Genomic DNA, 11,520 nt, shown 5'->3' with positions numbered 1-11,520 from the left:
TATAAATTTTGCGTTTATACTAAATTGACAAGTGCGATTGAAAACCCGTTTAAGATCTTCAATCTTGCCTGCGTCTCTATCTCTAGAACCGCAGCGCACAATTCAGTCTTTCCTCTTCCACTTACTTAAACCTTCCAGAGTCAAACTCTGCATTCTAAGCAAGCCATGATGTGTTAAAGATCTCGATTCAGGGAAACTTGGTAACTTGCGGAGCCGTGCTCCGGATCAACTTAGCGAGTTTCTCCTGCGCTCCCCTTGGCGGGTGAGGCGGGGCGCAATCTACATATTACTCAGAGTCACGCAAGTCATTTCGGCACCTTTTTTCACTTTTTATTGAAGCCCGTCCATAAACCACTGCATTTTCAATAAATCCCCCATTCCACAAAATTGTGACGGACTGGAGCCGGGGATCTAAGTTCGCTGGAAGTAGTGGGAATTCGATCACATGAACGTTCTATTTTTCATCGTTTCCAGCACAAGCATGCTCTGTTAGCATCTGGTTATGGATGGTTCAATCTCTGTGATGAAACTCTGGGGGCATCGCTTTTACATTGCCGGTCTCCGTTGGTGGAGTAGCCGTCACGCAAACGAAGCGGCGGCGCTCGCCTTTTATTCATTATTTTCTTTAATCCCAATTCTGGTGATTGTGCTCTTGGTGGCCACAATACTCGTGGGAGAAGAAACTGCCACCAGTGAACTGATTGAACAAGCAACCGAAGTCACTGGCATCAATAGCGTCGATTTTCTACAAGTTGCCACTGAACATGATTTGAAGTGGGTGGAGAATAAGTACTCCCCCATCGTCGGTTTCATCCTCATGGCAATCTCTGCAACAAAAATGATTCATGAGCTCAGGATGTCGCTGAGCAACATTTTTGGTCCAGCTCCACCGAAGACAAGTAAACGTTCAGCAGCACTCTCATTATTGGTTAGCAGAGGCGTGTCACTTCTTGCCATCATCGCCCTTGGGTGTTGTATCGCGATGTCGGTAATGGCTGAAAGCATGCTAGCGAGCGTCACAAACTTTCTGGATGGCGGATCAAAAATGTATGCAGCTCAGGCAATCCAATACCTTTCTGGAGCTACGTCCTATATTTCCATCTGCTTTCTCGGGACCTTGGCTCTAAGGTGGCTACCTCAGAACCCACCACAACTGAGGGAAGCAATCATCGGTAGCGTGCTCTGCTCGACCTTACTTTTCGTCCTCAAATTTGGATTACTCGTATTCCTCAAAAACAGCAGCATGAGCAGTATGTTTGGGGGTGCTGTCACCTTGGTCGTCCTGCTTATTTGGATCTATTTTGCAATGCAGCTTGTACTCTATAGCGCTGAATTCACAGCGGTACTGATGAGAGATCGACTCTCAGAAGAAGAAAAATAGCTCAATCGCTATGATTGAGGGAGTGAGAATCTGGTGCAGAGACCTGTCCCTTGGACGATTTCCAAGAGTCGTTCAGGGTGTTTTCCGTGTGCGATTACTGTGGGAATCCCTGATTCAGTAGCCACTGAAATAGCCTTCAACTTTGACTCCATCCCTCCAGTGGAGAACTTACCCTTTTCATCGCGAATAAACTTCAAAACGTCATCTACACACTCCACCTGCGGTATGACCTCATCACTATCAGGCAATAACAGGCCATCAATATTAGAGAGTAAAATAAGGGTCTCGGCATCCATCAGACGAGCCACTCTCACCGAGAGCATATCGTTATCGCCGAAGCTAATTTCAGCTATTGATACAGAATCGTTCTCATTGATGATAGGCACCACATTAGGAAATTGAGAAAGATTGCTAAGTGTGTCTTCCACTCGACCGAGTCGATCGGGATGATCGAAGTCCTCTGAGGTCAATAATAGTTGTGCGACGCTGAGACCGAAGTGGCTGAACAATGACTCGTAGATGTGCATCAGGATTGTTTGCCCCACAGCAGCACAGGCTTGGCGCCCTTTCACATCATTGGGATATTCACTCAAGCCTAATTTAGAAATCCCAGCTCCCACCGCCCCACTGGAGACCAATATACAAGGTTGTCCACTTTGAATAATGTCAGCAACAGCAGTAACTAATTTGGTCAGTGTGGCACGATCGAGCGTCCTGTCACTCTCCCGAGTGAGAACACCAGTTCCAATCTTAATAACTAAAGGTTTCATATAGTCTCGAGCGCGGTAGCTGCTGCGTCTTGAATCGCAGAACTCACCGCTGGGAAGATTTGCTTCTTGCGGCTTACCACGCCAGGTGCATTGAGCACACCATGATCGTCCGCGTCAAACGGAAGTGCAGCCATGACTCGGTCATCCCCTACTCCGATAATCTTACTAAAGTGCTGAGTCACATCCGTAACGGCAACGATCGCAAAGTCATAGCCGTTCTGATCGATCAATGATTGTAGCTCTGCACGCATTTCTTCAATGCGCTCTTCGAAGCGAGGCAAGCCCATCTCCTCAACCTGAGAGATGCTCAAAAACTTACCACCTTCATTAAATTCTTTTCGGTCAGTACAGAGCAGGTCTTTTGCACTTCCTTTCATCAAGAGCGAGCCACTGGCAAAGAAGTCGTGGGTAAACTTCGCGGCATCAACTCCGGCGATCTCACAGAGCCAAGCCAACATCAAGCGATCGAGTTCCGTTGTTGTCGGGGAAGTCAGGTTCAAGGTGTCTGAAATCAAACCAGCGCAGAGGCACATCGCCACTGATTCCGAAAGCTCAACATTCATGTCGCGGAACTTCCGCGCGACAAGAGTAGAGGAGGAACCCACTGGTTCATTCAAAAAGCGAATCGGCTCGCGAGAAGTGATATCACCTCCCAGTCTGTGGTGGTCAATCACTTCCACAACATTGGCTTCCTCTACACCCTTCACTGCTTGAGCGTATTCATTGTGATCCACCAAAACCAATGTTGTTGCTGGGGGATCTACCAAGGCCGCTTTTCTGAATACTCCCACTAAGTGACGGCCATTTTTCACCACAGGAAAAAGATCCTGCTGCGCAGCAGAAAGGCACTTTCTGATATCGGATACAGCATCACCAGCTTGGACACATAAAAACTCATCCCCAAGCGCGTTGGAAACAGAGCGAGAGCAACGCACTAGTTGGACTGTGGTAGCGGTGTCGAAGCGTGAGAGGATAACCACCACCCCATGGGCTTTTGCTTCTACAATCACTTCATCACTGACGCTATACCCCCCAGTGACAATTAAAGAACGCACGCCTGTCTGAACTGCCGCAAGCTGGATATCCTGACGGTCACCACAGATCACGATTTGCTTGTGATTGATCCCCGCCTCCTTGCTTTCCAGAATACTATCTTTCGTTGTTTGTTTGCTGGAAGCTCCAACGAACATCACCAAATCCTCTTCTTCATCGCTCAATAAAGCACCTACAGAATCACCGCTGAGTGTTGCACAGATATTACGCTGAGACGCTTGAATCGATCGCACACTGTCGCGAGAGCTCATTTCATCTGGCATGAGTAATTGCATCAATTCGGTGAACTTTAGAATACCGCGAATTTCTCCGGACTCACTCACGACAGGCACCGACTTCACCTCTGTCGTCTGCATTGCGCGGTAAACTGAGTAGAAGGTGTCGCTCTCGGATACGGAAACAAAATCTTTATCGCAGATAAGCTCAGCAGTAGTCCTAACATCTGTTACTAACTTTGGAGCCTCCATCCCAGCTTGCTCTAAAACCCAAGAAACACGCGTAGGAACCTCGCCACAACGGATAGGCACAGCATCTATATTTTCAGCTTTTCTCAAGTACTCAGCTTGACCGATGGCGGCGCAGATTGCGTCGGTATCAGGGTTGAGGTGACCTACTACGTATGTGGGAATTTGGCTATCTAAAGTCATCTTTATCAAAAACTAGACAGCTACATTCAACAGATTTTCGATGCAATGCAACACTGAGTTCATTGATTCTTACTCAACCCAGCTATAATGTCCACGTCCCAGAGCCATCGAGAACACAGCGATAAATGCTACCACACTCTGGCTCATATGATTGCATAACGTCAGTCTCTAGGGCGTCGAAGCGTCAATACTTGTGTGGATTTTGCCTCTTCTGGTGATCGATGCGATCAGCCAGATTTCTCGCTTTGATACGGTGGTCACGTTTCGCTCTCCGCTCTGTCACCATCTGGCGTTTTTCTCGGCGCTTGTTGAGCTCCTTCACCTCATCCTCTAGCTTAAGGTAGCTCTCATAACGGTCTACAGACAAGTCACCTGATTCTACGGCAGCGCGAATGGCACAGCCCTTATCGGAGCCGTGTTTGCAATCATGAAACAAACACTGAGAGGCTATTAGCTCCACATCCGCAAAACTTTCGCGCAATGTGGTTTCATCTGTCCACATCTGAACTTCTCGGATTCCTGGGTTGTCGATCAAAATCCCTCCCTCTTCTAGAACGATAAGCTCGCGTGCGGTGGTCGTATGCCTCCCTTTCCCCGTGAGTTCATTCACTTCATTAGTCCATTGCCACTCTTCCCCTAGAATCTGATTCACCAGCGTAGACTTCCCTACGCCACTGGAGCCGATGAGCATGATACTCACGCCACGACGCAAGTACGTCTTCAACACTTCAAGACCCTCGTTGTATGCGGCACTCGTAATGTGGACGTCTGCTTCGTTATTTAGCGCTTCGATCTCCTCCTTTGCTGACTGATTCAACTCCTCTGGGAATAGATCACTTTTGTTCACCAGAACCACTGGCTTCGCCTTACTGCGGTCGATCAGGGTGAAATAACGCTCCATCCTGCGTGGGTTAAAGTCAGCCCCGGCATCAGTCACCACCACCACAACTGACACATTGGCTGCCATCACTTGTTCCTCACTCGTCTTACCCGGGGCTTTTCTTGAGAAACAAGTCTGACGAGACAGGCGTGCACGAATCATATGATCAGAGTCCTCATCACCTAACTCCAAAGCCACCCAATCGCCAACCGCTGGAAGCTCAGCATCTGAATCAGCATCATGATAAACCTTCCCACTCATGATCACTTCCAGTTCTTTGGGGCCTTCTAGCAAGGCTCCGTAGCTGATTTTATTGTCACGAATCAACCGTGCAGGCACTAGGCCCTTCTTTGCGTAGGGTTTAAACTCCTTCGCAAATTGTGCATTCCAGCCGATATCTTCGAGCGACATATTCATAATCTATCCACCACATGACACAGTGGAGCATACCCGACAACAGAAATAATCCGATACCTCAACGCACACCACCTTACAAATTCAAGCCCTCCTGCAATTGTTTTCTGAGAATTTTCCCCAATGATGATCGTGGAAATCGCTCGACTTTGGTAAGCGGCTCCAGCGCCTTCAGACCTGAGTAAGCGTCCAGATTATAACTATCCTCGCCTTCTACCACGGGAAAAAGCAACTTGCCCCGCCGTTCATCATCCACAGCGATGATCACGCATTCAGTACCCATCGTCTCGCTGAGCTCTGTCTCAAATGAGGCGAGATCGACTAATTCCCCCAAAATTTTGACACGTTGGTCAGCGCGCCCGACCACATTCAATGCCCCACCATGAATCTCAGCTAAATCACTGGTGGTAAACCATCCATCACGGTATGGATCCACCAAGCTAAATCCGTCATGACCCTCATAAAGATATGCCGTCATTCCAGCCACTCCCTTCCACTGCAACACACCATCATCCCCAGTGCGTAATTCCCAAGCGTCGAGCACCTCTAAACCTCCATCCACATCGCCAGTTGCAATCTGAGAAGCTGATTCAGTCATGCCGTAACTGCGAAGCACAGGCCACCCTAACTCTAGAATGCCTTGGTAGACTTTGTCAGAAAGTGCTCCTCCTCCTACAATCACCGACTTTACTGAAGGCGGCACGACACACCTCGCTCTGACCAAGTCGACCACTTGAGTAGGAACCAAGGAGATGTATTCACAGCGGTTCTTGGAAACAAAGGCAGAAAAACGTACTGGATCCCATTTCCCATGATAGACCGCACAATCTGCTCCGGTGAGGAATGAACGAACAAGAACCCCGAAGCCACCAACATGATAATGCGGCAGCACAAGCCCCCAACGTGCAGAATCAGTAAGCCCGATGTGACGGTTGACCATGCGCGCCGATGCCAACATCGCAGTTTTAGAAATCGCCACCCATTTGCTTCGTCCAGTTGAACCAGAAGTTTGAAAGAGAATGTGAGACTGCAATTCCTTCTGCCCCTTCACCCAATCAAACAATGTAGATTGAGGTGCCGAGCCCCCTGGGGCATAGAGCACGGTGACTTCTGAACTATGCCAGAACTCAGGCTCCAAAAAGCGGCAATGGCAACTGCTCATACCTGATCCCATGGAATAGCACTTAACATTTCATCAAAGCCAAAGCCAGAACCTTCGGCCGCCAACCAAGCAGAGGAATCCCCACCAAGTGCTCGAGTGAAAGCGTTTTGCTCAAACAAGTGGTGCGTCTTCAAGCCCATACAGTCAGCAAGCCTCACCTGATCACGCTGCAACTTCGCAGCATACCAAGCTGCATAGCTCTGCCCTAGAGGGTGATCCATGTAGCTGGTAAGCACCAGCTGAACGTCCCTTCCGGCCACAAGCGCTAACTCTGCCTCCATGTCATCCACTGCCGGTTTCAACACGCGGAAGTGGCCAAATGCCGCTTCATTTCCTAACACACGATCCACAGCCCATGAAACCCCCATCGGTAAGCCGTCGCGGTGCGCAAGCATTTCCTTGATGTCCAGACAGGGATCCTCCACAAAATCGGTTTGGGAACAAAATGCTTCGCCAAGCGCATGCAGAAAAGACTCTAGGACACTGAGAGAATGGCACGCATGGTTGAAATCCAGGCGCCAACGCAGGTCAGGGAATTCCTCATGGACTGCCCGCAGCACCTGCGACTCAGCCTCTAGATCATTGCCAACCTTCACCTTCACGACCTTCCTACCCGCAATACCATACTTCCGGAGTTCACTCGGTGAGCAGCTCGAACTTGCGTGGCTAGGTGGCACATCCAGACCATCAAATATTGAACGATGTTCCTGTCGGCTTTCTCGATCCAAAGCGGCACAATGCATTGCATTGCGAATCAGGAGTGCTGAGAAATCTCTGGCTTTTAACATATCGATGAGAGTATCGAGCGAGGGATCTCCAAACATCTCCCACGGGTGTATATTCCCGTAGCCTCCAGCATGACGAACCAAAACCCCCTCATAGTCACCCTGAGCACTTTTAGCATTCAAGCTTGCTCGGCTCCGCAAATGGTAACGATGGATGCTCAGGTCGTCCGACATGCCTTATTCAATGATAGATGCTACGGCAAATGCGACCCCAAACAACAACAATTGCATGCCACCCAGGGCCAAGTACGCATTGAATTTCGCTGAGGGTTCTTCGCGCAAGACTTTATACAAGATAGGTAGCATCAAAGGAACAATCGCCAGGGACGCCAGCGCATAGCACGCGTACCCCATGCTCCACCAAACCAATCCCATGGCCAAGGCTGCTACCAACTCAATAACAATAATAGCCTTGCCTCCTGAAACTCCTAACTTCACGGCAAGAGTACGCTTGCCGTGCAACACATCTTCTTTCGCGTCCCTCAAATTATTGATCGAAATCAGCACCGCACTGAGAAGCCCAGCCTGAACCCCCAACACCATGGCCTCAGGTGGCCAAGTCCCCAGTTGAACAAAGACTGTGCCTGAGACTGCAATCACTCCAAAAAAACCCACAACAAACAACTCGCCGAGTCCTCGGTAAGCCAGAGGCACTGGCCCCCCAGTGTAGCCATAGCAAAGGTACAAAGATGGTAATCCTATCGCAATGATCTGCCAACCACATGCCAAATAAAGCCACACTCCAAAAAAAGTAGCAATCGACAAACAAAGACCAGCAATCAAATACACTTGCCCACGACTCAACAATCCAGAAGACGTGACCCGCATCGGCCCAAGCCTCCTCTCATTATCCGCTCCCTTATCATTATCGATGGCATCATTAAAAAAGTTTGTGGCAATCTGGATCCAAATTGCCCCCATCAATGTGGCAAATGCCAGACCGAAGTCCACCACACCCTCAAGTTCCCAAGCCAGACTGCACCCCAGAACCACAGGCACAATCGCCGCCGGTAAGGTCTTCGGCCTGGCGGCCAAGACACATGATTGAATCATCGATTTCTCCATTATGCTTCTGTGATAAATTCTAACACCTCACGAGCAAATGCTTCCGGAGCCTCCCATGGCACGCGGTGCCCGACCCCCTCGATCACACAAAGCCGTATCAATGGCTGTTGCGCAGCGGCCAGTCGAGCCACATCCACAAACTTCTGATCCTTGCTCCCTACAATCCAGAGCACCGGACAAGTAATCTTCGCCAATTCAGGAAGCAAATCATCTTGCTGACTCACACTCCAATCAATGAAAGAACGCGCCACCTGCTCTCTACGGTGCTTCAAACTCGCCCGCTGAGGCATATCCCCACCATCGAGAACCCCTTGGGCGTTCCACTCTCGGATAAAATCATCCCACATCCCGTTCAGAGCCTGTGCCGCCCACATCGCATCACGCCCAGCTCTTTGCCCTTTCACCGCCTTGTCCTCCAGCCCAGTGTGAGCAGAAACAATCACAGCCTTATCCCACTTCTGCGGCTGATTCAACAATGCATGAAGTGCCAGCCTCCCTCCCATCGAATAGCCTAAAATTACTGGTGAGGACGCCTTCACCTCTCGATTAAATGCCGCACCAAAATCCTGCAACGGCATAGGACAACACGCTAAGTATTGCCATAGATCAACACGAGCAAGCGCGAAACCCTCAGACTTGAACTTATGGGACAATGCTGTCCAATCGCTCGCCTCACCAACGGCGCCATGCAGTGCGTAAATCATCTAAGGCAAAAGGTGCTGAGAATCTCAAATGTTGTCAAAGTCATTATCGCTTATTCCCATTCTCGAGAGCCAGTGCTGGATTAAGGGAATTATCGATTGCCACATTATGAAATACCAAGTATCCCATCGCCTGTGCTCTCAATCAACAAGCTTCGCGTAGAATTCGGCCCACGAGTCTTATTCAAAGACCTATCCTTCACCGTCAATGCCAAGGAACGTATTTCCTTTGCTGGACACAATGGTGCAGGAAAATCCACCTTGATGAAATGTATTGCCGGAGTGATCGAGGCCAACGATGGCGAACTCTCAAAACCGCGCGGATGCAAGATTGGCTACCTGCCCCAGGAAGGCATCCACATCAGGGGCGTCACTCTCTGGGATGAAACGGAATCCGCCTTCGGTGAAGTTAAAGCCATTCAGTCGACCATTGACTCGCTCTCAGATGAACTTATTCAGCTCGATTCAAAAAGCACCAAGTACCTCGACACGCTGGACAGAATTGGCGAACTTGAACTCAAACTGGAACACTTCGACCCCAATAAGATCAAACCCCGCGTCGAATCAGTACTGACAGGTCTGGGATTCAAACGCAGCGATTTCGAGCGAGACTGCAGCGAGTTTTCAGGTGGCTGGCAGATGCGGATCGCAATGGCTAAGCTCTTTCTCCAAGAACCTGAAGTCCTACTACTCGATGAGCCGACCAACCACCTAGACATCGACTCTCAAACCTGGATGGAGCAATACCTCTTCGCCTACCCCGGCGCCATCATCATTATTTCCCACGACCTAGCACTCCTCGACGCGCTCACCACGCGCACCATTGCCTTCGCTCACGGACGCGCTGAAGAATACGCGGGAAATTATTCTTTCTACCTCAAAGAGTCCAAACTCCGAAAAGAGATTCTCATCAAACAATACGAATCTCAGCAAAAGGAAATCGAAAAGACCAAGCAGTTCATCGATCGATTCCGCGCCAAAGCCTCCAAAGCAAGCCAAGCACAATCAAGGCTCAAGCAACTCGAAAAGATGGAACTCATCGAAATCGAGCAAGACGACGCCGTCATGCAATTCACCTTCCCGAGCCCTCCGCCATCAACCCAAATGATGGCAAAACTCGAAAATGCCAGTAAATCCTATGGTCAGAGAAACATCTTTGAAGGCTTCGACCTCACGGTAGAAAAGGGCACGCGCATGGCTATCGTTGGCCCAAATGGCGCTGGAAAATCCACATTCTGCCGTCTGATCACTGGCCAGGAAGCCCCCGATAGTGGGCACTTCGAACTCGGTCCCAAATCCGCAATATCGTTCTTCTCGCAGAACCATGCGGATGAACTCGCCCCTGACCGCTCCGTCCTAGAAACCTGTGAAGCCGCAGCCTCCAGAGAGAATGCGCCCTTGGTGCGTAATATTCTAGGTTGCTTTCTTTTCAGAGGTGACGATGTCTTCAAAAAAGTAGGCGTACTCTCAGGAGGAGAGCGCTCACGCGTCGCCTTGGTATGCATGCTCGTACGTCCAGCGAACTTTCTCATTTTGGATGAGCCTACCAACCACCTCGACGTGCAATCACAAGAAGTCTTGCAAAGAGCTCTATCCGATTATCCCGGTTCATACCTCATAGTCTCGCACAACCGATCCTTCCTCGACCCGATTGTCACCCGCACCATCGAATTCAGGCCAGACACTTCTCCACAAATCTATCACGGCAACATTTCCTATTATCTCGATAAAAAATCCGAGGAAGCCAATCAAGACAGCGCTACCCAACATACTAAAGTCGAGAACAACACACAGAAGATTTCACGTAAGGAACAACGGAAAATTGAGGCTCAAAAGCGCCAGAAACGCACCCAGGTGCTGAAGCCAAAGCAAGAAGCCTTCGTCGCCGTCGAAGCCAGTATCGGCGAGCTAGAAGCGGCGCAAGCCACATTACTACAACACCTCTCAAGCCCAGAAGTCACTGCTGACCCAATAAAAATGCAGGAGACCTCTCAAGCCTATGAGAAGGTCAATCATAAGTTAGAGAACGCCTACTCTCAATGGTCTAAACTCAGTGAAGAGATTGATGAGTTAGAAAGCCAACTTGCCACTGATTCATAAAGAACAGAACACACAACTCATTCAACGATAATAATGAAGCAATTATGCTAACAAGTTGCATTAAAAATAATCTAGCATATGGAGCATCGACTCCTTGCTATTCAGGCGTGCTGCTGTAGAATGACAGTACCAACAAAAACCTATTAAATTTATGGATTACGCAACACCAAACCCTGAACCACTCAAAAAGGACGAGACTGACCCAACAGAGACTCCTCAAGTGCCAGGTAAAGACATCAAAAGCATTGCCACAGAAAAGGCAAAACTTGCCGCTCAAGACGTTCAAGAAAAAGCTGTTCAGCTCAAGGAAGTGGCCAGTGAGAAAGCACAACAATTCAAAAGTTATGCTGAATTGAGAGCTGGTGAGATTAAGACCGAAGCAGTTGAAAAAGCTCAGGCGGTGAAGCAAGTGGCCAGCGACCAATACGAGCGCAGCGTCACACGCGTGAAAGGTGCTCACGAAGAAACAGAAGATTACATTCGCAAGAATCCTACGAAGAGTGTGCTTGCCGCATTCGGAGCAGGCTTGCTCATTGGTTTGTTAGCCCGTAGACGCTAAGCA

General features: G+C 49.3%; 10 protein-coding genes. 3 read left to right on the top strand and 7 right to left on the bottom strand.

Features of this window, described 5'->3' with window-relative positions:
- The first annotated feature begins 502 nt into the window (after positions 1 to 502).
- On the top strand, positions 503 to 1,381 hold the full coding sequence (locus tag F454_RS0103685) for a YihY/virulence factor BrkB family protein (protein WP_018969274.1): 879 nt from the start codon (positions 503 to 505) through the stop codon (positions 1,379 to 1,381).
- Positions 1,382 to 1,389: 8 nt separating this feature from the next.
- On the opposite strand, the gene proB is transcribed toward F454_RS0103685, so the two are convergent.
- The 7 genes from proB to F454_RS0103650 all read right to left on the bottom strand — a co-directional run bounded on the left by proB (position 1,390) and on the right by F454_RS0103650 (position 8,861).
- Entirely contained in the window at positions 1,390 to 2,151 is a 762-nt protein-coding gene (proB, locus tag F454_RS0103680) for a glutamate 5-kinase (RefSeq protein WP_026292685.1), read from the bottom strand.
- Positions 2,148 to 3,851: a putative manganese-dependent inorganic diphosphatase gene (locus F454_RS0103675; protein WP_018969272.1), complete on the bottom strand. Its 1,704-nt coding sequence runs from the start codon at positions 3,849 to 3,851 to the stop codon at positions 2,148 to 2,150. The genes proB and F454_RS0103675 overlap by 4 nt, the downstream gene beginning before the upstream one ends.
- A gap of 184 nt (positions 3,852 to 4,035) precedes the next feature.
- Entirely contained in the window at positions 4,036 to 5,148 is a 1,113-nt protein-coding gene (rsgA, locus tag F454_RS0103670; protein WP_026292684.1) for a ribosome small subunit-dependent GTPase A, read from the bottom strand.
- Between the two features lie 73 nt (positions 5,149 to 5,221).
- Entirely contained in the window at positions 5,222 to 6,307 is a 1,086-nt protein-coding gene (locus F454_RS0103665) for an AMP-binding protein (protein WP_018969270.1), read from the bottom strand.
- Positions 6,304 to 7,266, bottom strand: a complete 963-nt coding sequence (locus tag F454_RS0103660) for an enolase-like domain-containing protein (RefSeq protein ID WP_018969269.1) — start codon at positions 7,264 to 7,266, stop codon at positions 6,304 to 6,306. Before F454_RS0103660 ends, F454_RS0103665 begins: the two co-directional genes overlap by 4 nt.
- A 3-nt stretch (positions 7,267 to 7,269) precedes the next feature.
- Positions 7,270 to 8,145 carry a 1,4-dihydroxy-2-naphthoate octaprenyltransferase gene (gene menA / locus F454_RS0103655; RefSeq protein ID WP_169334309.1) on the bottom strand — a complete coding sequence of 292 codons (876 nt, stop codon included), beginning with the start codon at positions 8,143 to 8,145 and terminating at the stop codon, positions 7,270 to 7,272.
- Positions 8,146 to 8,156: 11 nt separating this feature from the next.
- Positions 8,157 to 8,861, bottom strand: coding sequence for an alpha/beta fold hydrolase (locus F454_RS0103650; RefSeq protein ID WP_018969267.1), 705 nt, complete (start codon positions 8,859 to 8,861; stop codon positions 8,157 to 8,159).
- A 132-nt stretch (positions 8,862 to 8,993) separates the two neighbouring features.
- Here F454_RS0103650 and F454_RS0103645 point away from each other — a divergent pair, with 132 nt between their 5' ends.
- On the top strand, positions 8,994 to 10,958 hold the full coding sequence (locus tag F454_RS0103645; protein ID WP_018969266.1) for an ABC-F family ATP-binding cassette domain-containing protein: 1,965 nt from the start codon (positions 8,994 to 8,996) through the stop codon (positions 10,956 to 10,958).
- A 151-nt stretch (positions 10,959 to 11,109) separates the two neighbouring features.
- Positions 11,110 to 11,517, top strand: coding sequence for an ElaB/YgaM/YqjD family protein (locus F454_RS14040; RefSeq protein ID WP_018969265.1), 408 nt, complete (start codon positions 11,110 to 11,112; stop codon positions 11,515 to 11,517).
- Positions 11,518 to 11,520: the final 3 nt, after the last annotated feature.

It is taken from the genome of Rubritalea marina DSM 17716, assembly GCF_000378105.1.
GTDB classification, from domain to species: Bacteria; Verrucomicrobiota; Verrucomicrobiia; order Verrucomicrobiales; family Akkermansiaceae; genus Rubritalea; species Rubritalea marina.
This window is presented reverse-complemented; position numbering and strand designations above follow the sequence as displayed.

Excerpts from the sequence above, each read along its gene's own strand:
- F454_RS0103675 (WP_018969272.1), bottom strand. The coding sequence starts at position 3,851 with ATGACTTTAGATAGCCAAATTCCCACATACGTAGTAGGTCACCTCAAC.
- F454_RS14040 (WP_018969265.1), top strand. The coding sequence starts at position 11,110 with ATGGATTACGCAACACCAAACCCTGAACCACTCAAAAAGGACGAGACT.
- menA (WP_169334309.1), bottom strand. The coding sequence starts at position 8,145 with ATGATTCAATCATGTGTCTTGGCCGCCAGGCCGAAGACCTTACCGGCG.
- F454_RS0103650 (WP_018969267.1), bottom strand. The coding sequence starts at position 8,861 with ATGATTTACGCACTGCATGGCGCCGTTGGTGAGGCGAGCGATTGGACA.
- F454_RS0103685 (WP_018969274.1), top strand. The coding sequence starts at position 503 with ATGGATGGTTCAATCTCTGTGATGAAACTCTGGGGGCATCGCTTTTAC.
- proB (WP_026292685.1), bottom strand. The coding sequence starts at position 2,151 with ATGAAACCTTTAGTTATTAAGATTGGAACTGGTGTTCTCACTCGGGAG.
- F454_RS0103660 (WP_018969269.1), bottom strand. The coding sequence starts at position 7,266 with ATGTCGGACGACCTGAGCATCCATCGTTACCATTTGCGGAGCCGAGCA.
- F454_RS0103665 (WP_018969270.1), bottom strand. The coding sequence starts at position 6,307 with ATGAGCAGTTGCCATTGCCGCTTTTTGGAGCCTGAGTTCTGGCATAGT.
- rsgA (WP_026292684.1), bottom strand. The coding sequence starts at position 5,148 with ATGAATATGTCGCTCGAAGATATCGGCTGGAATGCACAATTTGCGAAG.